We start from the raw sequence: 26,722 nt of genomic DNA on the forward strand, positions 1-26,722 counted from the left end.
ACAGCAAGGGCTACACCTTTTGATCAGTACCAATCGGATAACAATAACCTTGAATTTACATCAACCCTAATAACTAACAATAAGCCAAAATCCCATCATGAAAGACAATAGCAGGAGAAAATTCGTCAAACAGGCCACAGCAAGTGCTGCCAGTTTCTACATAGTGCCTTCTCATGTCGTAAGTGGCTTGGGACATAAAGCCCCCAGTGACAAATTAAATATTGCTGGAGTTGGAATTGGTGGTAAGGGCAGGCTCAACCTGAATGCCATGAAATCAGAAAACATAGTGGCCCTCTGTGATACCGACTGGTCTTATTCAAAGCCATGTTTTGAGGATTTTCCCAGGGCCAAAAAGTACTATGATTGGAGGGAAATGTTTGATGATATGGGGAATGATATTGATGCCGTCATGATTGCCACTCCAGACCATACCCATGCAATAGTGGCCGCAACTGCATTAACAATGGACAAGCATGTTTATTGCCAAAAACCACTGACCCATTCCATTTATGAATCCCGTTTACTCACGCAATTGGCCAAGATTCACCCTGTAGCTACACAAATGGGAAACCAAGGGAATTCAGGAATCGATGCCAAGGAGGTTATCGAATGGATTCAAAATGGCGAAATAGGCGAAGTAAAAGAAGTGCATACCTGGACAAACCGCCCCATTTGGCCTCAGGGACTGGAAAGACCGAAGGAAGCCATGACTCCTTCTGAAACTTTAGACTGGGATTTGTTTTTAGGCCCTGCTGCCTACAGGCCCTATAATGAAATATACACTCCCTGGAATTGGCGGGGCTGGTGGGATTTTGGCACTGGTGCTTTTGGAGACATGGCCTGCCATGTGTTGGACCCCGTTTATGCGGCACTGAACCTTGGCTACCCAGACCAAATCGAAGGCAATTCCTCCCCTTTTAATACTGAAAGTCCTCCACAATCTGAGCAAGTTAAATTTCATTTCCCTGAGAGGTCTCCAATAAATGGTTTTAACCTCCCTGAAGTGGCTGTTTATTGGTACGATGGTGGGTTATTGCCTTACAGACCAGACTTATTGCCTGAAGGAATTGACCTAATGGAAGATAGACTTGGGGGATGTATATTTTTAGGGACCAAGGATACGCTCTTTTGTGGTTCTGGAGGAGTGGGCAGGAGATTGTTATCGGGAAGGGAACCGAAAGTAAGCTCCCACTTAAGGCGAATCCCAAAAGCCAAAGGATACAAGGATGGCCCTCATGAACAAGACTGGATAAGAGCCTGTAAGGAATCACCTGAATCCAGGGTTGAAAGTACATCCAATTTTGCCTATGCAGGCCCATTCAATGAAATGGTACTTCTAGGCGTTTTGGCTGTTAGGCTGCAAAGTCTTCACAAGACGTTACATTGGGATGGCCCTTCCATGAAGTTTACCAATATCAATTCAAGAGATGAAATAAAAGTAATTGAGAGCAAGCATTTTTCCATGAGAAATGGAAGGCCAGTATTCGAAAGTAAATTCATGGAAACAAAGGCATTGGAAGCCGCTAAACAGTACATCCGTCACGAATACAGGGATGGATGGAAATTACCCGTTGAGTTGGATCAATTATAAACCTTACTTTATATAATAAGGCCAATGCTAATGCACCTGCTAAAGAAGGGATAACACAACCTCTTATTAGGCATATTTCGGATTAAATTAAGCTAATGAAACAAGGGACTAAGGTAAAAAAAAGATGTTCAAGTGGGAAACACCTCTTGAACATCTTTTTTAAAACTCTTTATAACCCCGAATAAACGGTAGCATTCTTAATTAACTTTTGGGTTGCTTTTAAAAACGCACACCAAAAACTTCAGCACCTTTAACAGGCATGGCGCAAGTAAAAACGCCTCCACTCAAAGGGTATTTTTCCAGCATTTCAGGAGTCATGTTTTCCTGAGCAGTAGTAATCAATAACTCATTCATTTCTTTTCCACCAAAAGCACAGGAAGTCACATTGGGTGCAGGAACATTGATTTTGTCCAATTGTTCTCCTGTTTCAGGATCCCACTGGTAAACACCGAAGCCACCATAGTGAGCTACCCATAGTTTTCCATTTTGATCCATGCACATCCCATCAGGTGTCCCAAGAGATTCCGGAATCTCAACGGCTACCTTTTTGAAACTGATATTACCTGTGCTCCCGTCATAATCATAGGCTTTGACTTCTCGTGTTGGGCTGTCTATAAAGTACATGGTTTTGTGGTCAAGTGACCAGCAAATCCCATTGGAAATGGATACATCCTCAATTTTTCTGGTAACCGTTAGGTCTTTTTCAACACAATAGAGTGCCCCTGCATGGTCTGTGAATTTGGTGCTCATGGTACCTACCCAAAGCCTTCCTTCACTGTCACAGGCCCCGTCATTACAACGGTTTTCAGGTTTGTCTTTCTCAATGTCACAAAGCCAGTCAAACTTCTCTGTGTTTGGGTCAAAAAGGGCAAGTTTTGCATCCAAAGCCAAAACAAGCTTCCCATTACCATCGGGAACTACTAATGTAAGCCTATGCGGAAAAGACCATTTCTTTACCCCACTTACTTCCGGTTTCAGTTGGTACAAATGCCCCTTTTCTATGTCTACCCAAAGGTAACATCCCTGATCAGCCAGCCATGTTGGACTTTCAGCTAAAACACATTGTGCATTCAATAATAATATCGCTTCCAAATCACAAGAGGTTTAAAAACCGCGCAAATTCAGAATTTGCACGGTTTTTCATACTAAATTATTTATTACGGCCAGTAAATAGCTATTTTTTTCTGAAGAAAAGTTACACTTCTCTCCAATTGATCCATGCCATCAACTCCATCTTCAATACTGATCCAACTATCGAAACCAACGCGTTTCAATTCCGTAAAGATCGCATCGTAATCATTCAAGCCTTTTCCAATCTCTCCATGGCTCAACCTTTTGGCATAGCCTACTGCTCCACCTTCTTCTTTTCTTAGGTCTTCAATTGTACCTGATTTCAAGTACCTGTCACTTGCGTGCATGGTAACTACTCTATCAGAAACTCTTTTCAACAATTCAATAGGATCTTCTCCTGCTAGAAAAGTGTTGCTAGGGTCATAATTGACTCCAAAATTTGGATGGTCAATGCTGTCTACCAATTTACAGAAAACATCCATTTGTTGTGCAAATTCAGGATATTCCCAGAAATCATCTTTGTAGTGGTTTTCAAGGATCAGGGTAATGCCTCTTTCCTCAGCATAAGGAATACAAGCCATAATTGAATCTGCTGCGAGTTTCACTCCTTCATCCAAGGTCAATTCAGGTCTTTTTTGACCGGAAAGGACCCTACAATAATTCCCACCAAGGGTATGGGTCATGTCGATCCAATGCTTTTGCTTGGCTATTTCATTGTCACGGAAAGCTTTGTCAGGATGCGTGAAATCTGGTGAACAACACATCATTGGAATACTTTTACCAGTATCCTCCACCATTTTTCTATAAGTTGACCATTTGGACTGATCTTCCATGTCCAGAAAACCTGCGTACCATTCCAAACCCTCAACCTCTAAAGTAGAGGCCAATTGGATCCACTCTTCTAGTTTCATTGTTCCATCCTTACAGAGGGCTTGCATAAAGGCTTTAGGAAATGCTGCTAATTTAGGCATATTTATAATTTCAATATTTTGTATTAATTAATTGTACTCGTGTCTTTTGGTGCGTTTCTTCCAATCAATGGATACTGCTCCAATTCCATAACCTGTCCACTCACAGGGCCAGACTCGTCAGATAACCAGAAAATAGCAGCTGCTGCTATTTCTTCAGGCGCTAAAATTCTTCCTGCTGGCGCATACATTTTAGGAAGGTCTTCAAACCACTTGTCTGAAAGTCCATGTTCCTTTTTACGTTGCTTCTCAGTCTCAGTCAATACCCATCCTGGGTTAATTTGATTGATTCTTACGCCATTGTCACGGAAAAGACTGTCGCCAAGGTTTCTGGTCATGGTCATTAGACCACCTTTAGAAATACTATAAGCCAACAAATTGGGCTCACCACTCCAGGCATTGACAGAACCAATGTTCAAAACATTGCCCCTATTTGCTTCAAGTTGCTTTAGAGCTGCTTTGATTAAAAGCAAAGGAGCGATGGTATTGATAGAAAGCACCTTTTCCATAAATGGACGGTCTACTTCCTCAATATCAGAAGAAACCACCCAGGCAGCATTGTTAACCACTGCATCCAATTTACCAAAGCTACTTACAGCCAGTGCTACTAATCGCTCTGCACAGCCATTCTCCTGTAAATCTTCAATATGAAGGACAGCGTTTTCAGCGCCTATGATTTCAACTACTTCCTGGCCCCATTTTTCTTCCAGGCCATGAATCACCAATTTGGCACCCTCTTTTGCACTTCTGAGGGCAATGGCCTTACCTATACCGGTAGTACTACCAGTAACGATAATTACTTTATCCTTTAAGCGCATGGTTATACTGGTTTCAATACACTTTTAATCACCTCACCATGGTGCATTTTCTCAAAAGCTTCTAACCATGAAGTTACAGGCCAAACGCCTCCTATTATTGGTTTCACGTCTAAAATACCAGCACCCATCATGCCAATAACCTTTTCCCATATAGGCCAGTTATGACTGAAACTACCTTGTAAACGTACATTTTTCTGTACGATAGGATCCAAAGAAAAATTACATGGTTGAGGTCCCCAACCTACTTTGGTTATTTGACCATTAGGTCGTACCAAGTTCATTGCAATTTTAAGGGTTGCACTTGCTCCAGCAGCATCAATAATTAAATCTGCACCTAAGCCATCTCTTTCTCTGGCCCAGCCAGTAGCATCACCAATGATCGCTTCACAGCCATAACCTTTAGCAATTTCTAATCTACCTCTATCGCCTTCCAAACCTACGATCGCTACTTCCGCTCCACTGATCTTGGCCATTACAGCGCACAATACACCTATAGTTCCAGGTCCAATTACCAAAACTCTGTCACCAGGTTTGATATTAGAATTAACGACCACTGCACTATAAGCCACACAACAAGGCTCTGTCAAACAAGCTTCCTCAAATGGCACTTGATCAGGAACAGTGTGTAGACAACGGGCAGGAACTTTCACATATTTGGTCATGGCTCCATTTACCCCATATCCAAAACCCTTTCTTGTAGGATCAAGGTTATAAAGTCCAATTCGGCTCATAGGATTCAAAGGATCAATCACGGCAGCCGTTTCGCTTACTACCCTATCACCTACTTTCCAACCTTCTACTCTTGGTCCAACTTCTAATATCTTTCCTCCAAATTCATGACCTAACACGACAGGATAATTTACCGGCCAACTGTGATCAGAAGTCCATTGGTGCAAATCACTGCCACAAACGCCGACATTGGCCACTTCTAATAATACTTCTCCCTCACCAATCTCTGGTTGTTCAATTTCTCTTATTTCTACGGAACCTTTGGTTTCCGCATAGTTTACTACAGCTGCTGCTTTCATTTCGCTATTATTATTTTGTTATATTTTGATATCTCCGTAGGCATGGATGGCCTCACAAATCTTCCTTAATGAATCTTCTAAATTGCCATCTGCAGTTTTAAAAGCATCCGCATCAATGGTCAATGGAGCACCAAGAACTACTAGAGGAGCACCATATTTTGGAGTAGAAATGGCTTGCTCAAGGCTTAACCCTCCAACAGCCTGCACTGGTACATTTACCGCTGCAACGATTTCTTTCAATTGATCCAATGGACTTGGCATTCTTTTGCCTTGGGCAGCTATACCACGTCTCTCGTCATACCCAATATGATGCACAATGTAATCACATCCCAGGTCTTCAAGAAATTTGGCGCCAGCAACCATGTCAGGGCAACCCAAGTTATCTCCCATCACTTTTACACCATGGTCTTTACCTGCCTGAACAACACACTTAATGGTTTCTTCATGGGCTCTTGCCATTACCACCACATGTGTAGCTCCTGCTTTGGCCATCATTTCTGCCTCAAGGTATCCACCATCCATGGTTTTAAGATCTGCGACTATTGGCACTCCAGGAAATGCTTCTCTAAGCTTTCTGACTCCGTGAAGACCCTCAGCAAGAATTAATGGCGTACCTGCTTCCAGCCAATCAACTCCTGCTCTCATTGCAAGCGCAGCTGTTTCCAAGGCTTCATCTATATTGGTTAGGTCTAAACTAATTTGTACAATTGGTTTCATTTGCTTAAGGTTATTTTGTAATAAATATTAATTGAATTATTTGCTAAATTATTAAAGTAAATCGATTTTTAAAGGGAGTTGAAACATGCCATATACACCTGGTTTTGGCCATAGGCTATTTAAATAAACAACAATAGATTAAAAACCGACCAGTCGTAGAGCGTATTTTTATCTTTATAATCTAATTACATTTGTAAAAAACACCTGATTTTCAAGTAATTTTAATTCTAAAACTTAAAATATATTTTTATAATCTGAGATAAAAATGCTATATCTAGCTTAATTGAATTTTGGGGATTAAGATTTTTATTCTGTTTCAATTTAATTATTTATTTTTGATCTTGTCTGTTATTTTCAATAGAATTACGTCAATTTATCATGAATGGGCTATTCTATAAATTAAAGGTTTTCCATTTACATTTATCACATAAAAATAATGCAATAATGCAGGAGAAGTGGGTTTTTAAAAGTGAGAACATAAAAAAGGCGGAAGATTTTGAGTCAGCTTTTTCTAGCGTTTTAAAAGAGAACATGAATGAACTTGAGATATTCTTAAGTCTCTACACAAAACTTGATGGAGCATTGGCTGAGAACATCCACCTTTTGGAGCCATTGAAAGCACCACTTCAGGCATCAGGTTTCATCTCTTTGGGGTTTAACAAGAGTTTTTACAATGCCTGCTTAAATATCAATGAAGCGGATCTCGACAAAATAAAATTAGCCTATAATTTTAATGTTGACGAAGGACAGCTCATTTTAACTGGACCCGATATTCCAGAAAGAGAGCCAGATGATCTTTAAGAAATACCTATGAAGAAATTTGACATTGTGATCATTGGATCTGGACCAGCTGGAGCCATGGCTGCCTATAAAGCTGCAGAGAAGGGTAAAAGTGTAGTAATAATTGAAAAAGAAAAACTTCCCCGATACAAAACCTGTGGGGGTGGTCTCGTTCACCGGGGCCGGGTACGTTTGCCTTTCTCTATAGATGAAGTCATAGAAAAAGAATACCACGAGCTAGTAGTCTTTTTTGAAAATTCTCCCCAATTCTTTACTGCCAAAAGAAACGAACCCATTATCTCAATGGTCATGAGGGATAGTTTTGATCAATTCTTAGTCAATAAGGCCTTGAAAAAAGGAGCTGTTTTAATGGAAGAAACAACAGCCCTAAGTATTGAAAGGTCAGAACAAGCCTTAATCCTGAAAACTACTGAAGGTGATGTTCATTGTCAATACCTTATAGGTGCAGATGGAGTACTTAGCAATACTGCAAAAATGGGAGGTTGGAAAGAAAGCAGAACCCTTATTCCTGCTTTGGAATTTGAGGTCGTTGTTTCAAGTGAAGATTATAATAGGTTATCCAGTAAGGTTCGATTTGATGTGGATGCAGTACCTGATGGCTATGCATGGTGTTTCCCAAAAAACGGCCATCTTTCATTAGGCGTTTGCACTTTGAAAAAGCAAAAAATTGATCTTAGAAAATACTACAATGCTTACCTAGAAAAGTTAGACATTAAAGAAATTATTTCCTCTGAAGCACATGGCTTTCAAATACCGGTAGGAAAAAGAAAGGATGGTTTTTCTAAAAACAGGGTTTTCCTTACTGGAGATGCTGCTGGTTTCGCAGATCCTTTGACAGCCGAAGGTATTTCCAATGCATTACTTTCAGGGGAATTGGCAGCTTCGGCCATTATAGACAACTTTTACGATGAAGTTGCTGCCTCAAATGCCTACCAGGAATTACTAGAAAAACAAATTTTAGCTGATCTAGGCAGTTCTGCTATCATTGCTTTTATTTGTTATGCCCAACCAGCTATTCGCAATATGTTACTTAAAAAGTTTGGCCAGAAAGGTTGTGAAATATTAACTGATATTTTCATGGGGAAAAAAGCTTTCCCTGACGATCTTAAAAGAAAATAAAAAGCCATGTTCCCTTGCTGAAATTTATCTAAAAGCAAAGAAACATGGCCTTATTTTTTAAACTCAACACGGCTTATTTCAAAGGAATGCTAAGCACATAGCTATCGGCAGTAACAAACATTAAATCCTCTTTCGCATTTAAAGCAACATTAGATACCAGTTCGCCTAATTTCAACCTGCCTAACAGATCCCCATTCGAACCAAAACCCAAATGCCTCCAGGACCAGAAGCAATGATGGTTCCATCCTTTTTATTTTCAATCCATCTGGAAGCCCAGGTTCATTGGCTAAAACAGCACTGGCATCATAAAACACCTTACCATTTTTTAAACCTTTGTCCCCATCCAATTCATACAAATACCAATAAGGTTTTTCGGGATCAGAATTGGCTATCAGCAGGTGTTTTTCATCCGGTAATAAAGCAATGCCATTTGGCCGGCTAATACTATCCAACAACAATTGTAATTGACCATTCTTATTGTACCTATAAACACCTTGAAAATCGATCTCTTTTTTGGGGTCTTCCATTCTAAATTCCAATCCATAAGCAGGATCAGTAAAATATAGGTTACCCTTGGAATCATAGATGGCATCATTGGGACTATTGAAGCGTTTTCCCTCAAATTCAGCTATGACACTTTCATATTTGGGAGCGGGAGCATCCAATTCGGCCATCATTCTGGCCAAACGCCTCTCCCCATGCTGGCACAATACCAGCTTCCCACTTGGGTCCAGGAGCAAGCCATTAGAACCAACTTCCCCTCCTCTTGTCTCAGCAGAAGTGAGACCTGCAGGATTAAGGTAAACCTCAGGCAGAGCTCCCTCCTTCCATGCATAAACTTTATTCGTAGGTATTTCAGAAAACAACAGCATCTGCTCTTTTTCTACCCAAAGAGGACCCTCTGTCCATTCATAGTCAGCTCCTATAATTCTTGCCTCAATCCCTGATGCAAAAATGTTCTGAAGTCCATCATTTTCCTCAACGATTGTAATGGGAAGGTAATCTTGTTCCTTATCCGCTATTTTCTTTTCGCTACAGGAAAACACCCCTACAGCAGATAGAAAAATGATACTTGAAATATGAAGCGCTTTCATGTTATTTTATCACTGAAAACTTATAAATGCATTCATGGGTGTAGGTGTCTCCAGGTCTTACAGTAACAGATGGGAACGAAGGCTGATTAGGAGAATCTGGGTAATGTTGTGTTTCCAAGCATATGGCACCTTGTTTCACATAGTCTTTACCATGTTTGGAAGCTCCTCCACTTGACATGAAGTTACCTGTATACACCTGAACACCTGGCTGATCAGTGAAAACCTCCATTTTCCTACCATTTTCAGGCACCCAAACAGTTGCTGTCTTTATTGTCTCCTTGTTTCCTTCTTCACGGTTAATCACCCAATTGTGATCATATCCTCCACCTTTTTTAAGTTGTTCATTGTCGTCGTCTATTCGTTCTCCTATAAGGTGCGGCTCACTAAAATCAAATGGAGTTCCTTTTACCGACCTGATTTCACCTAGCGGAATTAAGGTATCATCAACAGGTGTGAAATTGTCTGCGTTAAGTTGAAGCATGTGATTTCTCACATTACCCTCCCCCTGGCCATTGAGGTTGAAGAATGAATGCTGTGTGAGGTTTACGATGGTTGGTTTGTCTGTAGTCGCCTTGTAGGTGATTTTGAATTCATTGTCATCTGTCAAGTAGTAATTCATGAAAACAGTTAGTTCTCCAGGAAAACCGCCTTCCCCATCCGGAGACACATATTTCATCTCCAATTTTTGATCTGTCGCTTCCAATACTTCCCAAACAACTTTGTGGTAGCCATCGGGTGCCCCATGAAGGTTGTTGGGACCGTTGTTTGCTTCTAAAGCATATTCTTTACCATCCAGGCTGAACTTTGCATTTGCAATTCGGTTGCCATATCGGCCAATAGGTGCCCCATAATAACCACCCGGATTATTGATATACTCGTCTAGGTTGTCATAACCCAAAACGACATCTTCAAACTTCCCGTTTTTGTCAGGAGCAAAAAGCTCTACTACCCTTGCACCAAAATTGGTGACGGTCATTTCCATGCCATTTTTATTGGTGAGATGGTATAATTTTATTGTTTTACCATTTAAGGTTTTTTCAAATGCTGAATCTTCCATTGCTGTTAAATATTTGGGTTCTGATTTTTGTTCGTTATCAGTTTGCTCTTTATTATTCTGGCCACAGGCCATTAACAAACCGGATATTAAAAAGGCCATTAAGGGTGATGCTTTCATTTCATTGGGATTTTAATCGTGTACAATTCCTCATGCAATTGTCTTAAAAACTGAGGATCTAATTTAATCACTTTTCTATCATAGGTCATCAAACCATTCGTTTCTATTTCTACATCTGTGGTCTGAGTATAAATGGCAGCCGATAGTCCCATTGGTAAAAGAGGCTTCAGGTCTTTAATCAATTTGCTGTACCTTTCTTTTAAAGCCGCTTTGTCCTCAAAGCTTTGGTATCCCCAATTGTCCTTCTCCTGCCAGGTATGTCCTTCAATCGGCAATCCCAAACCTCCATATTCTCCTAAAACGATAATTTGCTTGGTTCCCCAAATCTTTGGATCAGGCATGACCGGATCTGGATAATTGTGCATGTCCATAATCTGACCTTCCAAGGTATAATTTCCTCCACTTGCACCATTTACCATTCTGGATGGATCGTATGCCACAGTCCATTTTACAATTTCTTCGGTATTGAATTGTCCCCAGGCCTCATTGAAAGGAACCCAGACGACTATGGAAGGAAAATTATAATTGGCATCCATAATGGCTTTCCATTCTTTTTTGAAAATGGCAATGGATTCTGGGGTTCTTTCTTTTTCTGTTCCTTTTCCTACTACACCTGGTCTTGATTCCCATCTATTGCCCATGTCTCCACTAGGCATGTCCTGCCAAACCAACATGCCAACCTGATCACAATGGTAATACCATCGGGCAGGTTCTACCTTCACATGCTTTCTAATCATGTTGAATCCCATTTCCTTGGTTTTATCAATATCAAATACCAAGGCTTCTTCCGTTGGGGCAGTGTACAATCCATCAGGCCACCATCCTTGATCCAAAGGACCGTATTGAAACAAAAACTTGTCATTCAAAAGCAATCGTTGATTGCCATTCTCATCTGGCAACATGCTTATTTTTCTCATGGCCGTATAACTCTTCACCTCATCCAGCACCTTTCTCCCACTCATCAGACTCACGTCTACATCATAGAGAAATGGATTGTTCGGTTCCCAAATATTAGGCTCATCTAATGTGAAAACAGCCTGCTCGCCAGCAGCAACTTTCTTTTCTGCCACAAGCGTACCCTTAGCCATTAGGCTTATACTAACCACCTGTCCTGGCGCTGCATGCATCACCTGAGGCTTTATAATAATTTGCTTATTATCCAAATCCGGAGTATTCCTTATGGATGCAATGTATTGATCAGGAACCGCCTCTAACCATACCGTTTGCCAAATACCCGTCACTGGGGTGTACCATATTCCATGGGGTTTATTGACCTGTTTCCCTCTTGGCTGTGGTCCTTCGTCAGTAGGATCCCAAACCCTTACGGTCAATTGTTGTGTCTTTCCAGTGACCAAAGCATCGCTAATTTCAAAAGAGAAGGGATCGTAGCCTCCCTGATGCATGCCCACACTTTTTCCATTGACAAATATTTCCGCTTCCCAGTCCACTGCTCCAAAATGAAGCAATAGCTTTCCTTTCTTCATGCTGCGCTCCACATCGAATTCTCTTTGGTACCAAAGCTCATTGTCCTTGCCTACCGTTTTACCCACTCCTGATAGGGCAGATTCAACTGCGTAAGGAACCAGAATATCTCCCTGAAAATCGGAAGGTTTATTTTCTCCTTTCTTCAATATTGCGTATTGCCATATTCCATTTAGGTTGGACCAATTTTCTCTGGTCATCTGTGGTCTTGGGTATTCTGGAAGTGGTGCACCAGGATCAATATCCGCTGACCATTCCGATAAAATTTTGTCTTGTACTGGTTGCCAATTTTCTTGCTGACAAAAAGCAGGAAATCCAATGAAAAATAAGGCAATCCAACAGGTTATTTTTTGAATCATGGGTTGTAATTGTTTCAGGAAATGTGATTTCCAATTGACATTAAATAAAAGGAATTAAGCGAAAATATTAAAAAATTAAATCAAATAGGTTAAAATTTAATTGAAATCCAAAAAATAAAATAACACGGATCCATTCATTTCTCTTACTTGCTATTTTCATTTGATACTGGTAAAAAAGGTATTGAAAATATGAATAATGGATCTTCTAAGTTTTATGGCAAATATTTGAATTTTTAGTAAAGACCAAGGCATTGTCTTCCATTCATAATAATTTATGATTCAGGTACTTATTAAATTTGTAATACCTATTTTTACCTATCGATTTGAATTATCCGAAGGTTAATTCTTAATTGGTTAAGGCATTTTTATAACGGTTTTTTTTATAAAATCATTTGTTGGAACAGTTGAAAGGAAATAGTAAATTTTTATTAACGAGTATCATTTTATCTTTAATATTTGCATCTCAAATTTTTGAAATTAAAGGCGACATAAGCTCCCCTTTTGCAACTATAGTTATCGAAGATCAAATTGATGCTTTGGTTAAATTCAATGGTGAGTTAACCATCTCTCCAGAAATGTTATCCATTACCTATTCGGGTGACTACTCCAAGCTCCAACTTGAAGTACAACCAGGAGAGGGATATAGCTTTACAGGCCAAACAATATTCCCGAACATACTATACAATGAAAATTGGGAAGCCAAAGGCAAAGAGATATTTGTTAATATACAGGTTTCCGATGGAGTGGATCTCAGCGAAGTATATCCCTTTAAAGTACTTGTCATTCCCCCTATTCTTCCTTTGGCTTATTCGGAGAACAGTTGTAAAGGCATAATATCACTTACATTAAGTGCTTACAAACCCAATCAGCGACATGAGGAATCTTTTCCATTTACCTTTAAATTGATAGATGATATTGGAGATACCTTAAAGGTAGTTACTATAAATAATGCTGCCCCCTTTCAAAGTTCCGCAACGGCTACCTTCGGTCAAGATTTTGAACTAAATAGGGATATAGAGTATAAAATATATGCGGTAGATAATTTGGGAAGGGAATACTTACGAAATGCAGGACCATTAGGTGTGGCTTATTCGTTGGATTTTGAATTGAACTTTGCTGGCCTTCTTTGCCCTGAAGACAAGACAGGAATAGTAGAGTTTATAATCTTTAATGCAACACTTCCAGTAAACAACTTTATTATTATAGACAGTAATGGCAAGGAAAAACCTACGGATTTTGAAATTGTTTCAGAAGCCGATGGATTCGTGGTTATTCAGACCAAAGAAATGGATCCAGGCACTTATACTTTGGAAATTGAAGACAGGTTTCAGTGCAACGGGAGGGAAAGCTTTGAAATTGTAATCCCAGAACCTGTTGAAACAGTTGAAACAGTGAACCATGTGACTTGCTATGGAGACAATAATGGGGAAGTCAGTCTGTTAATAAATGGAGGCTGGTCATCGCCTTTTCCTGGAAGTCATCGAAAGGAATGGATACAATACGATGTTACTTGGTACGATGATGCCGGCAATGAAATGTCGGATGTGGTAAATTCATTTGTCACTTTGGGAGGACAAATTATTGGGATGGAAAGTAAGCTTCAAAACTTACCTCCAGGTGAATATTTTGCCAAAATAATAGACGAAGGAAGGTTGTTTGAAATATCAGGTGCAGCACCACTAGTTTGCGAAAATTCAACTGCCTGGATAACCATTGAGGGGCCAGAACCTTTAACGTTAACTGAGACCACGCAAAACATCTCCTGTAATGGGGTAGCGGATGGAAGTATTACAGTTAACCCAGCTGGAGGTACTCCTGAATACAAAATTGAATGGTATGCAGGTAATTTTGAAAACCCCAATTCACCTGTAAGTGGAGAACTGCTTGCTTTACCTGCCAATTCAAGTGGGGATGAATATTCAAAGCAACAATTGACCCCAGGTGAGTATGCGGTATTGATTACAGATCAAAACGGCTGTATCATTGCAAAGAACTTTACCATTACCGAGCCCACTCCCTTAACCTTAGTGGAACTGAGTGATCTCAGAAAAGATGTCAGGTGTTTTGGTGAAGCGACAGGGTCCATCGCTATCGAACTGTACAAGGATACTCCTACTCCATTTTCAATAGAGGTATTCAAAGACGGAGAGCTATTAAATGTAATGGGCCCCGTAAATAGTATTACCTCAAACACGCTCTATTTTTCCAACTTAAAAGGAGGGTTGTATGACTTCAGGATTGTTTCCAGTACAGGTTGTGATTTTCTTCTGGAAGGAATACTTGTAGCTCAACCTGAAACAGGCTTACTAATTCAGGATACTATTATTTCCGAATATAATGGTTATCAAATATCATTTCCAGGGGCAAATGATGGCAACATTTCCCTTGACATTAACGGTGGACAAGGTACGTATGATTATTACTGGACAGGTCCTAATGGCTTTGAAGCGACTACAAAAGACATCAACAATCTTGGTCCTGGGGAATACCAGTTTATTGTAACTGATGAAAACTATTGTACCGCCAGTTTGGCATCCGTAATCTTAAATGCTCCAGAGCCTTTAACCTTGACCCCCAACATTCCTGAAGTCAATGGTTTTCAGATAAGTTGTTTTGGTTATGCTGGAGGGGAAATTAAACCAAATCCTTCCGGAGGAACCGGAAATTACAGCTTTAAATGGACTGGACCAGAGGGCTTTTCTTCTATAGAAAGCAACCTTCAAAACCTTTCTGCCGGCTTTTATTCACTAGAAGTAGCTGACGAAAATGGAGCCTTAGTCGAGGCTACTTACAAAATCACTGAACCAAATGAGTTAATCCTATCTGAAGCCATCGATCTTCAGGTACCGGTAGCCTGTTATGGAGAAAGTAATGGTGCTTTCACCATTAATATAGATCAAGCTTCAATTGCTCCATTTACCCTTTCTTTAGGGTTAATGGGTACAAACCAAACAATCCGTACAATTTCAGATTTTACCAGTGATGCCTTCACTTTTGAGAACCTATCCGGAAACCAGTATTGGGTAACAGTAGAAGATGCCAATGGCTGTATTAAAAGGTTGGACGACATTTTGGTTGACCAACCTGAAACTGGTCTTCAGCTCACTGATATCGAACTATCAGGATATAATGGCTATGAGATTTCATGTGCCGGAGCATTTGATGGCTCGATTTTATTTAATGTTTCGGGAAATCAGGGGCCATTATCCTATAGCTGGACAGGACCAAATGGATTTACTTCCAACGAACCAAATCTAGATGGACTGGCATCAGGGAATTATGAAGTCCTTGTTCTTGATGAAAATGGATGTACCCTTAGCAGCAATTTTGATATTAATGAACCTAGTCCTTTGGTTCTATTAGATGAAGTTTCTGACTACAATGGATTTGGAGTCCATTGCAATGGTGGAAATGAAGGTTTTATTTACCTGGACATTACAGGAGGATCAGGAACCACCAAAATTGAATGGAGCGGACCAGACGGTTTTATTTCTGAAGCTTCTCGTTTGGAGGATATTTTCCCCGGTACATACCATGTTAGCATAACTGATACCAATGGCTGTGAAATCAATAAAACCTACACCTTGACAGAACCTCAGGGTCTGGAAATAGCAGAATTGTCAGATGAAAAAGTAAATGTTTCTTGCTATGGCCAGGAAACAGGGGTTTTGGCAGCTGTTATCAACCGGACCTCAGCTGGTCCGTATCGGTATGAACTTAGAAATGAAGCAAATGAATTGATCAATGCCTCCCCTCCCACTAATGAAACCAATTGGTTTTTCACTGATTTGCCTGCAGAAAAGTATTCCATTACGATAATCGATGCCAACAATTGTTTTAAAGAAATTAATAACCTAGAGATTACACAGCCTCTTACAGGCTTACAAATTGATGAAGTAAGCATCTCTTCTTTTAACAAATTTAATATCAGTTGCTTTGAAGCTGCTGACGGATGGATAGACATAACTACCTCAGGTGGATCAGGAAACAACCTTTACAAGTGGTCCGGTCCAGATAATTTCTCAGCAGACACACCTTCAATCAAAAATTTAATTCCAGGTGATTACCACCTTACTGTCGTAGATCAAAACGGTTGTGAGGTACTTACTGAAATTATAAGTTTAATCGAACCTGAACCCTTGCTGATCAATTCAGAAATGGGTATCTCAAATGGATATGGGATCAGTTGCAATGGAGCGAATGACGGCTATATTGAATTGAGCCCTTCTGGAGGGACTGACGTTCATACCATTGACTGGACAGGCCCTAAAGGATTTACCTCTGATGCTTTGAGCTTAAACAACCTTTCCCCAGGAATTTACACCGTAAATGTTGGGGATGAAAACGGCTGCGAAGTAAGTGAACAATTTACTATTACAGAACCTGCCCCGCTGTCAATCACACTTGTTGAAAAGACCGATATTTTATGCTATGGCGAAGCAACTGGCAGTATTTCTTTGCTTCTAGAAGGAGGAATAATTAACACTTATAGCTACGATTGGACCAAGGATGGGGTTCCAATAGCACTTAATTCCCCTAAGCCTGAGGGACTTTCTTCCGGCACCTACGAAGTAACAGTCACTGACGCCAATGGCTGTCAAATCAACAGTGCTCCTATTGTTATCAAACAACCGACAGCACCTTTGGAAGTAGTAATGGAACAAACGGAAGTATCTTGCTATAATGCCAATGATGCCAACCTTTCCATAGCCATTAAAGGAGGAGTCAAGCCCTACCAGATCAGTTGGAACATAGGAGCTACCCAAAGTTCTTTTGAAGGGATTGGCCCAGGATTTTACCAAGTTACAGTTACTGATGCAAATGGTTGTAAGATTATAAAGGTAACCACCATAGAAGAAGTGCCTGTTTTTAAAATAGACCCAGTAATCAACCCAATTTCTTGCTTTGGAGAAACAGATGCAAGCATTTTGCTTAACCTTGATGGAGGAAAGGCCCCTGTTACAGCTACCTGGGCGCATGGCCCAGAACAATCTTCCATATACAACCTGGGTCCGGGAGTTTACACGGTCTATCTTGAAGATGGCAGTGGCTGTACCATTGAAAGAACTTTTAATTTGCTTGAACCTGAATTGCTGGTAGCGGTAGGGCATGTGCAAAATGCTTCTTCCTGTTTCAATGGTCAAAGTGGAGAAATTTCACTTACTGTATCCGGTGGAAGGCCACCCTATAGCTATAACTGGAGCAATGGCAAAAGCAGTCCTTCTATATCCAACCTTACCAATGGTTCCTATTCTGTGGAAGTTACGGATCAATCGGGATGTTTTGTCAGCCAAACATTTGAAGTCAGCAGACCTGATCCTATCTCTATAAATCTAACAAACACAACAACTGCGCAATGCAGCCCCAGGAAGATAATAGAAAATTACTCCTTAAATATCGATGGTGGAGTAGCCCCTTATACCATAGCCTGGAGCAGTGGTGAAGTATTTGAGGAAGGATACCGAATGGAAGCAAATGCACCAGGAAATTACCAGGTGACTGTCACTGATGCCAGTGGTTGTATACAGACTAAAAGCTTTGCAGTTCAAAACAACATCATCCTTGTTAAAGGGGATTACCTTTCTGATGCATTTCCTTTGTACGGTGAAAACCTGGTAAACTTTGATGTTCAGTTTACTAATAAGAGCAATGGAAACATAGGCTTATACTATTGGGATTTCGGTGATGGAAACAATTCCCTGGAAACGAATCCAACCTATCGTTACAAGATTCCAGGAACGTACACAGTTACATTAACCGTTACTGATATTTGGGGATGTGAAACGAGCACATCGTTTCCGATAAAGATAACCGACTTTTTCCTGAAAACACCTAATGTATTCAGCCCAAATGGTGATGGACTTAATGATTATTTCTTCCCCAAGTTCTTAAATATCAATAGTCTTGTAATCATCATTATGAACACCTGGGGAGAAATCCTGTACCAATCTGCAGACCTGGAAGATCCCGGTTGGGACGGCACTTTTCGTGGGCAGAAAGCAAGCCCTGGCAATTACGTTTATAAATTGAATTATACTACAGCAGACGGAAGAAATTTTAGTGACACCGGTGCATTTATGCTTTTGGAATGAAAAATATAAAATCCTTAATGCTTTTTATAATCTGTTTTTTATCCTACCCAGTAGGCTTAAAAGCGCAGGATTTCCAGTTTACTCAGTTCTATGCTGCGCCACTTAACTTAAGCCCTGCTTTTGCTGGAGCCATGGAAACAACAAGAGTAGGGATTAACTACAGGAAACAATGGCCAGGATTAGGTTACGATTTTACGGCATCAGGCGTTTATTATGACAATTTCATAGAAGAAACAAACGTTGGATTTGGATTATCCGCTTCCCAGTTTTCAGAATCATTACTCAATATTAGGTCTACAGATATTGCTGGATATATTTCTTACAAGCTTTTGCTTAACAGTGAAAGTTTCTTGCGTTTTGGTGGCCAGCTAGGACTGGTAAACAGAAGCCTAACTTTACAGGAATTGGTTTTTGGTGATCAGATAGACCTATTGAACCAAACGATTAATCCAAACACTTTTGATGTATTGCCTGGTGAAGACAGCAAATGGTATCCTGACATAGCTTTTGGAGCATTGCTTCAGGTGCCGGACTTTTGGTTTGGCATAAGCAGTAGCCATGTCTCCCGTCCTAATATCGGTTTCCTGGATCAGGGCATTGGTAATAACCTTCCAATAAAGTGGGACATACATGGAGGCTATGTTAAAAACCTGGATAGGAGAATGTTTAAATCAGGTGAGGTCCGCAAAGTATTTTCTGTTTCCTTTAATTACAAAAAACAGGGAACCTTCCAACAAATTGAAGTAATTCCTCAAGTACAAATTGAAAATTTTATCGGAGGGATTGGGTTCAGAAATATTACCCGATTCAACGAATTGCCTGATCAAAACTCCATCAATGCTGTTTTGGGCTTTAGCTTATTAAGTGGGATTACAATGGCGTATAGTTATGATTATATGCTTAATAAATTTAGTAGTCCTGCCCATGTTTCGCATGAAGTATCGATTTATTTCACAGACCTTAGAAGGAAAAAGTTTATGCAAACTATCCTTCCCTGTCCTACCAGTAATAGCAGGGGATTCTAAGACAAATTATTAAATCGGGGTATTTTTTTTGATGATATTACTTCATTAGAAGGTTTATAAATGCTTACCGTAAAATTGGGTAAACACTTTTCAAGAAGTTGATATATACCTATAATGGCAAGGTTTTACTTGGATATCACAAATTTCTGGTTTAAAGACCATTCCTATTATTTACTTAAAGTATTCTTTCTTGCGAATTATACTCAATATTTAAACCGGTTTTAAAATTTTTATATTTATATAAAAATATAAGTAATTATTTAATATGTATTGTCTAATTTTAATCGTTGATCTGGGTTCAGCTTTAAGTAAGTCTAATTTTTAATGACCATTTAGATATTGATTGTTTTTACAAAAAGTCTACTAAAGTATATAAAAAAATATGGAAAAATTATATTTCCAGGGATTGTTATTGCTTTATTAATCACCTATCAGGTTTTCGAAACAAAAGGAGAAATATTCACCTTTTTTGCTCCAGTCACAATTACCGACCAGACAGATGAGCTGGTTCATTATAAAGGAGATTTAGAACTATCTCTGGACATGCTAACCATTGATTATTCAGGAGATAAATCAAATCTAACCCTCGAAGTACTGGCGGGTGAAGGTTATACTTTTATAGGAAACACCATAAGTACAACTATTATTTACGATGACACCTGGGAAGCAAAAGGCAAGGAGATAATTGTCAATATCCAGGTATCCGATGGAGTAGATGTAAGTGCCATTTATCCTATGACAGTTCTTGTCATTCCTCCTATTTTGCCACTCAATTATTTTGAAAATAGTTGCCAAGGCACTATTACTTTAACTGTGAGTGCCTACAAACCAGATCAAAGATATGAAGAATCCTTTCCTTTTACCTTTCAATTGGTAGATGAAACAGACAATGTAATATCAGAAATTACTGTAGACAATACTGCCCCATTTGAAAGCTCTGCTTCAGTTGTTTTTGGCTTAGATAATGATCTGGATAGAGAAGCACAATATAAAATTTTCGCTATAGATAATATTGGAAGGGAGTATTTCAGAAATGCAGGACCACTAGGCCAAGCCTATTCTCTGGATTTTGAATTAAACTTTGCTGGATACCTTTGCCCGGATGACGATACTGGAGTAGTAGAATTTATTATCTTCAATGCAGCACTTCCTGTAAATAATTTTGTAATCATTGACAGCGATGGAAATGAGACACCTACTAATTTTGACGTGGTTTCCGATGATGATGGGTTTGCTGTCATTCAGGTTCAGAACTTAGAAGTTGGGGCTTATACCCTGGAAATCGAAGACAGATTCCAATGTAATGGAAGGGAAAGTTTTGAAATAATAATTCCTGAGCCTGTTGAAATAATTGAAACTGTTGAACACCTGGCCTGCTATGGCGATATGGATGGAGAAATCAGTCTATTGATAAGCGGGGGCTGGTCTCAACCATTTACCGGAAATCCTAGAGAAAACTGGATTAAATATGGCGTCACCTGGTTTGATGAAGGTGGTGAAGAGGTTGAAGGTGACATCAGTACATTTATCTCTGATGGGGGCGAAATTATAGGGATGGAAAGCAAACTCGAAAACTTACCTGCTGGAGATTATTATGCCAAAATAACTGACCGAGGTAGATTGTTTGATATCGCAGGGGCAGATCCACTCGTTTGTGAATTCACTACCTCCTGGATAACGGTAGAAGGACCAGATGCCCTCCTTCTTTCCGATACCATGCAAGACATTACTTGTAATGGGGCCGATGATGGATCATTAACCATCAATCCATCTGGAGGAGTACCCGGTTATACCATTGCCTGGTATAAAGGGAAATTTGACAATTTAAGCGTTCCTAATTCCGATGATTTGGATGTTTTGCCACCAAGTTCAGAAGATGATGTATTTACACGTCAACAATTAGAACCAGGTGAATACGCAGTTTTATTAACGGATGAGAATGGCTGTATTGTGGCAGAAAATTTCATCATTTCTGAACCATCACCTTTAACGCTAACTGAATTAAGTGACCTTAGGGAAGATGTAAGGTGCTTTGGCGAAGAAACCGGAACCATTGCTATTGAAATTCAAGAAGACACTCCTACCCCATTTTCAATCGAAGTATTTTTAGATGGTGATTTAGTCGATGTATTAGGGCCTATAAATACCATTTCATCAGAACCATTGCTTTTTACAGAATTAAAAGGTGGCTTATACGATTTTAGGATTGAAGATAAAAATGGCTGTAATTCCCTTTTGGAAGGAATATTAGTAGATGAACCTCCGACCGGCTTACTTATTCAAGACAATATTGTATCCGATTTCAATGGCTTTCAGATATCTTGTGCAGGAGCTGCAGATGGAAGTATAACTTTAGACATTACAGGAGGTGTTGGAACCCTGGACTATTTCTGGACAGGGCCAAATGGTTTCGAATCCACCAGCAAAGACATTAGTAATCTTGAACCAGGGGAATACCAGTTTATAGTAACCGATGAAAATATTTGTACAGCGAGTATTGCCAGCATTATTTTAGAGGAACCAGCCCCTCTATTATTGAATGAAAATATTCCTGAAAACAACGGTTTTCAGATAAGTTGTTTTGGTGCTGCAGATGCAAGCATTGACCCTAATCCTTCAGGAGGGACAGGCAATTATACTTATTCCTGGACAGGACCTGATAGCTTCAGTTCTGTTGAAAGCAGCCTCCAAAACCTTTCGGCGGGTACTTATTCGCTTGAGCTTACTGACGAAAATGGATGCCTTATCGAAAGGACCTTTGAGATTACCGAACCCAATGAATTAATCGTCTCTGAAGACCTATCTTCACGCGTTCCAGTGGCTTGTTTTGGTGAGAGCAACGGGGCTTTTACAATCAACATCGACCAATCCTCTTTGCCTCCATATGCCATTACTTTGGAGCTTATGGATGAGTCAACTACCATTCAGAGTATATCCAATTTCACAGGAGAATCTTATGCTTTTATAAACCTTCCTGGTGACCTTTATAAAGTAACTGTCGAAGATGCCAATGGATGCCTTACCATTTTAGATAACATATTGGTCGATCAACCAGCCTCAGGGCTTCAATTAACAGACCTTCTGTTGTCTGACTACAATGACTATGAGATTTCCTGTGCAGGAGAAAGTGATGGCTCCATTTCATTTAATATCATTGGAAACCAGGGCCTTTTGTCTTACAATTGGACTGGTCCAAATGGCTTTACTTCTGAAGAAGCAAACCTTGTAGGATTAGAAGCAGGGAAATATGAGCTCATAGTTGCCGATGAATCTGGATGTACTTTAAGCAGAGATTTTGACATTGAAGAGCCTGACCCTTTAAACCTGATCGATGAAGTATCTGATTACAATGGATTTGGGGTACAATGCAATGGTGGCAACGAAGGATATATCTACCTGGATATTTCCGGAGGTTCAGGTGGTACCACCATACAATGGACAGGCCCAGATGGTTTTGTTTCCCAAAGTGAAAATTTGGAAGAGTTATTCCAAGGGACTTACAATCTTACCATAACTGACCTTAACGGTTGCGAAATCAACAAGAGCTATACCCTTACTGAACCAGAAGGATTAGAAATAGGAGAATTGGCAGATGAAAAAGTAAATGTATATTGCTTTGGCCAGGCCACTGGGGTTTTGGCTGCAATCATCAACAGAACTTCTGCCGGGCCTTATATTTATACCTTATTGAATGAAGCGGATGACGTGGTAAGTACCTCTCCTCCCACTACTGAAACCACTTGGTATTTCACGGGGCTAATTGCTGACAGGTATTCTTTAATGGTAACTGACGTAAATAATTGCTTACAAGAAATTGAAAACCTGGAAATCACTCAACCGGCTACAGGTTTACAGATTGAAGATGTTTCCGTATCTAATTTCACTGGCTTCAATAGTTCTTGCTTTGGTGCTGATAACGCCTGGATAGACGTCACTACTTCCGGAGGGTCTGGAAATTACCAATACGAATGGACAGGTCCTGATAGTTTTATTGGTAACAAACCTTCCATTAGCAATTTAAAGCCTGGTGACTACCAGCTCACAATTACCGACCAAAACGGATGTGAAGTCGTTACAGATATAATCAACATTATCGAACCAAATCCATTACTCGCCAATTCAGAAGTAGCCTTACAAAACGGGTATGAAATCAGCTGTTATGGTGCTGATGATGGAAGCATTGAATTAAACCCCTCAGGTGGAACAGGGAATTATACCATGTCCTGGACCGGACCTAACGGGTTCACCTCTGATGCATTGACAGTGAGTAATCTTTCACCAGGTGATTATGAAGTTACCATTATGGATGAAAACGATTGTGTGGTGACAGAGGAATATACCATTACAGCTCCAGAACCTTTGTCATTGGATATAATCGAGAAAGTAGATGTATTGTGTTATGGAGAACCTACCGGTAGCATTTCATTACTAATTGAAGGAGGAATTGTGGGTACCTATATTTACGAATGGACCAAAGATGGACTTCCAATAGCGGCAAACACTCCAAATATAGATGCGCAATTGGCAGGCGTTTACAGTGTGCTCGTAACAGATGCCAATGGTTGTCAAATAGGAAGCTCGAATATTGAAATTTCGCAACCAGATGCCCCTCTCGAGGTAACAATGATACATACAGAAGTATCTTGTTACAATGCCAATGATGCTGATCTTTCTATAGACATACAAGGAGGTGTTGAACCCTACAACATAAGCTGGAACATAGGCTCTACTCAAAGTTCATTTATAGGAATTGGTCCTGGATTTTATCAGGTTACAGTGACAGATGCCAATGGCTGCTCGGTGGTGAAAGAAGCAACCATTGCTGAAGTACCTGTATTCGAAATAACCCCGGTTGTTAATCCTATTTCCTGCTTTGGTGCTATGGATGGAAGCATCCTACTAAATCTAAACGGAGGCTCAGCACCGGTGAAGGCCACCTGGGCCCATGGACCAGAGCAGTCTTCCTTGTATAATTTAGCACCAGGTGTTTATTCAGTCTACCTGGAAGATGCCAAAGGTTGTACCATTGAGAGAACTTTCAACCTTTTGGAACCCGACTTACTGATTGCTGTGGGACAGGTCGATGATGCTTTGGTTTGCCAAGACGGCAATAGTGGCGCCATTAACCTTACCGTTTCTGGAGGAAGGCCACCTTATAACTATAGCTGGAGTACTGGAGAAACAAGCCCCTCCATTTTCAACCTGACCAATGGCAATTATTCGGTAGAAGTTTCTGATCAGTCAGGCTGTTTTGTAAGCCAAACTTTTGAAGTTCGAAGGCCTGACCCAATCCTCATCAATGTTGCCAATACTACTTCTACACAATGTGAGCCAAGGGAAATTCTTGAGACCATAGACCTCAATATCGATGGTGGTGTTGCCCCTTACACCATCGATTGGAGCAGCGGAGAAGTCTCCAATAATGGCTACCGAATGGAAACCAATGCACCTGGCAATTACCAGGTGACTGTTACAGATGGTATTGGCTGTATTCAGACCAAAAGCTTTGTTGTTGAAAACAATGTTGTGTTGGCCGAAGGAGACTATTTATCAGCTGCCTTCCCGATATACGGTGAAAACCTGGTTAATTTTGAGGTGCAATTCATCAATAAAAGTAGCGGGAATATAGTTTTGTATTACTGGGATTTTGGAGATGGAAACAATGCATTAGAGGAGAATCCAATTTATAATTATCAGGTCCCTGGGACTTATACAGTAACACTGATGGTCACTGATAACTGGGGTTGTGAAACCTACGATACTTTCGAGATTGTAATCACTGATTATTTTCTTAAAACACCGAATGTATTTACGCCGAATGGAGATGGTATGAATGATACTTATTTCCCCAAGTTTGTGCATGTAGAAAGCCTTGCTTTCACCATTATGGATAAATGGGGAGAGATATTATTCCATTCTGAAGATCCGAACGATGCAGGATGGGATGGAAGCTTTCGGGGACAAAAGGCAAGTCCAGGCAATTACATTTACAAATTGAGTTATACCACCACAGACGGAAGAAATTTTAGTGAAACCGGTGCATTTATGCTTTTGGAATGAGAGAGATAAAAATTATTTTGCTGTACATTACCTGTATGTTATCCAGTCCATTGGGCTTAATGGCACAGGATTTTCAATTTACGCAGTTCTACGCGGCACCGCTTAACCTAAGCCCTGCCTTTACAGGTGCTATGGAAGTCACCAGAGTTGGCATCAACTATAGAAAACAATGGCCAGGGTTAGGCTATGACTTTAATGCTTATGGGCTGTATTTTGACAGCTATATTGATGAGACCAAAGTAGGATTTGGCTTTTCTGCTTCTCAATTTTCAGAGTCTGTATTGAATATAAGATCAACTGATATAGCCGGATACCTCTCCTATAAACTGATGTTGAACAATCAAAGCTTCCTTCGCTTTGGCGGACAACTCGGGCTAGTTAACAGAAGTATTACCCTACAGGAAATGGTATTTGGAGATCAAATTGACTTGCTTAACCGAACCGTCAATCCTGGCAGCATGGACCTGTTACCAGGGGAAGACAGCAAATGGTACCCTGACATTGCTTTTGGAGCTTTGCTACAAGTGCCTGACTTTTGGTTTGGGGTAAGCAGTAGTCACCTCTCCCGCCCCAATATTGGCTTTCTGGATGACGGCATAGGAAATAATCTACCCATAAAATGGGGTTTCCATGGAGGCTATGTTAAAAATTTAGACAGAAGGTTGTTTAAAACGGGTAATATCCGGAAGGTATTTTCTGTTTCCTTCAATTACAAAAGACAGGGAACCTTCCAACAGATAGAAGTGATTCCTCAAATACAGGTAGAGAATTTCATTGGAGGACTTGGCTTCAGAAACGTTACCCGATTCAATGAATTGCCAGATCAAAACTCCATCAATGCTGTTTTAGGTTTTAGTCTATTAAGTGGCATTACCATGGCCTACAGCTATGATTATATGCTCAATAAGTTTAGCAACCCTGCTCACGTTTCCCATGAAGTATCTATCTACTTCACAGACCTTCGAAAGAAGAAATTTATGCAAACCATTCTGCCTTGCCCTCCAGGTAATGCAAGTTGGAGGTATTGAAGAGTGTTTTATTCATTAAGATTAAAAAATTAATTAAAACAATAGGCAGTGATTTTTTAAGTAAAAAAATCAAATTTTGGCTAAAGCCCGAGTTCGGACATTTTAATTTAAAATGGGCTTAAGCCCATTCCTATTAAGATTTTGACTTTTGGATAATTGCATAAAATAATGAAATTTGAAATAGAATTTAATTCATAAATAGCCTTCTGCTTTAGCTGGAGGTCTCATAAAAGATATACCCATCAATGACTTTAGCCAAATCATTGACCCGAGAACTTCTCATAATGGATATAGG

General features: G+C 40.0%; 15 protein-coding genes. 7 read left to right on the top strand and 8 right to left on the bottom strand.

The window, feature by feature from the left end; all coding sequences use genetic code 11:
- The first annotated feature begins 97 nt into the window (after positions 1–97).
- The gene (locus tag ADICYQ_RS03155; protein WP_020892182.1) at positions 98–1,591 is read left to right on the top strand and encodes a glycoside 3-dehydrogenase; all 1,494 of its coding nucleotides are present in this window, start codon (positions 98–100) and stop codon (positions 1,589–1,591) included.
- A 219-nt stretch (positions 1,592–1,810) separates the two neighbouring features.
- Here ADICYQ_RS03155 and ADICYQ_RS03160 read toward each other — a convergent pair whose 3' ends face one another.
- The 5 genes from ADICYQ_RS03160 to ADICYQ_RS03180 all read right to left on the bottom strand — a co-directional run bounded on the left by ADICYQ_RS03160 (position 1,811) and on the right by ADICYQ_RS03180 (position 6,193).
- Entirely contained in the window at positions 1,811–2,683 is an 873-nt protein-coding gene (locus tag ADICYQ_RS03160) for an SMP-30/gluconolactonase/LRE family protein (RefSeq protein ID WP_020892183.1), read from the bottom strand.
- Between the two features lie 65 nt (positions 2,684–2,748).
- Positions 2,749–3,633, bottom strand: a complete 885-nt coding sequence (locus tag ADICYQ_RS03165; protein WP_020892184.1) for a sugar phosphate isomerase/epimerase family protein — start codon at positions 3,631–3,633, stop codon at positions 2,749–2,751.
- 23 nt (positions 3,634–3,656) lie between these two features.
- A complete protein-coding gene (locus ADICYQ_RS03170) occupies positions 3,657–4,448 on the bottom strand; it encodes an SDR family NAD(P)-dependent oxidoreductase (protein WP_020892185.1) in 792 nt (263 codons plus the stop codon).
- 2 nt (positions 4,449–4,450) lie between these two features.
- A complete protein-coding gene (locus ADICYQ_RS03175; RefSeq protein ID WP_020892186.1) occupies positions 4,451–5,476 on the bottom strand; it encodes a zinc-binding dehydrogenase in 1,026 nt (341 codons plus the stop codon).
- 18 nt (positions 5,477–5,494) lie between these two features.
- Positions 5,495–6,193, bottom strand: a complete 699-nt coding sequence (locus tag ADICYQ_RS03180) for an orotidine 5'-phosphate decarboxylase / HUMPS family protein (RefSeq protein ID WP_020892187.1) — start codon at positions 6,191–6,193, stop codon at positions 5,495–5,497.
- Positions 6,194–6,637: 444 nt separating this feature from the next.
- Here ADICYQ_RS03180 and ADICYQ_RS03185 point away from each other — a divergent pair, with 444 nt between their 5' ends.
- Positions 6,638–6,994 (top strand): hypothetical protein, encoded by a 357-nt coding sequence (locus ADICYQ_RS03185; RefSeq protein WP_020892188.1) that lies wholly within the window; start codon positions 6,638–6,640, stop codon positions 6,992–6,994.
- 9 nt (positions 6,995–7,003) lie between these two features.
- Positions 7,004–8,113 (top strand): geranylgeranyl reductase family protein, encoded by a 1,110-nt coding sequence (locus ADICYQ_RS03190; protein ID WP_020892189.1) that lies wholly within the window; start codon positions 7,004–7,006, stop codon positions 8,111–8,113.
- 149 nt (positions 8,114–8,262) lie between these two features.
- Here ADICYQ_RS03190 and ADICYQ_RS03195 read toward each other — a convergent pair whose 3' ends face one another.
- The 3 genes from ADICYQ_RS03195 to ADICYQ_RS03205 are packed head-to-tail and all read right to left on the bottom strand — an operon-like array spanning position 8,263 to position 12,222.
- A complete protein-coding gene (locus tag ADICYQ_RS03195) occupies positions 8,263–9,207 on the bottom strand; it encodes an SMP-30/gluconolactonase/LRE family protein (RefSeq protein ID WP_020892190.1) in 945 nt (314 codons plus the stop codon).
- Between the two features lies 1 nt (position 9,208).
- Entirely contained in the window at positions 9,209–10,381 is a 1,173-nt protein-coding gene (locus ADICYQ_RS03200) for an aldose epimerase family protein (protein WP_020892191.1), read from the bottom strand.
- Positions 10,378–12,222: a glycoside hydrolase family 2 protein gene (locus ADICYQ_RS03205; protein ID WP_020892192.1), complete on the bottom strand. Its 1,845-nt coding sequence runs from the start codon at positions 12,220–12,222 to the stop codon at positions 10,378–10,380. The genes ADICYQ_RS03200 and ADICYQ_RS03205 overlap by 4 nt, the downstream gene beginning before the upstream one ends.
- Positions 12,223–12,617: 395 nt before the next feature.
- Here ADICYQ_RS03205 and ADICYQ_RS03210 point away from each other — a divergent pair, with 395 nt between their 5' ends.
- The 4 genes from ADICYQ_RS03210 to ADICYQ_RS03225 all read left to right on the top strand — a co-directional run bounded on the left by ADICYQ_RS03210 (position 12,618) and on the right by ADICYQ_RS03225 (position 26,427).
- Positions 12,618–18,314 (top strand): PKD domain-containing protein, encoded by a 5,697-nt coding sequence (locus tag ADICYQ_RS03210; protein WP_235114336.1) that lies wholly within the window; start codon positions 12,618–12,620, stop codon positions 18,312–18,314.
- Positions 18,311–19,339 (top strand): PorP/SprF family type IX secretion system membrane protein, encoded by a 1,029-nt coding sequence (locus ADICYQ_RS03215; protein WP_051160102.1) that lies wholly within the window; start codon positions 18,311–18,313, stop codon positions 19,337–19,339. Before ADICYQ_RS03210 ends, ADICYQ_RS03215 begins: the two co-directional genes overlap by 4 nt.
- Before the next feature lie 339 nt (positions 19,340–19,678).
- Entirely contained in the window at positions 19,679–25,399 is a 5,721-nt protein-coding gene (locus tag ADICYQ_RS03220) for a T9SS C-terminal target domain-containing protein (protein WP_020892195.1), read from the top strand.
- Positions 25,396–26,427: a PorP/SprF family type IX secretion system membrane protein gene (locus ADICYQ_RS03225; RefSeq protein ID WP_051160103.1), complete on the top strand. Its 1,032-nt coding sequence runs from the start codon at positions 25,396–25,398 to the stop codon at positions 26,425–26,427. The genes ADICYQ_RS03220 and ADICYQ_RS03225 overlap by 4 nt, the downstream gene beginning before the upstream one ends.
- Positions 26,428–26,722 lie beyond the last annotated feature (295 nt).

The organism is Cyclobacterium qasimii M12-11B (genome assembly GCF_000427295.1).
Classification (GTDB): domain Bacteria; phylum Bacteroidota; class Bacteroidia; order Cytophagales; family Cyclobacteriaceae; genus Cyclobacterium; species Cyclobacterium qasimii.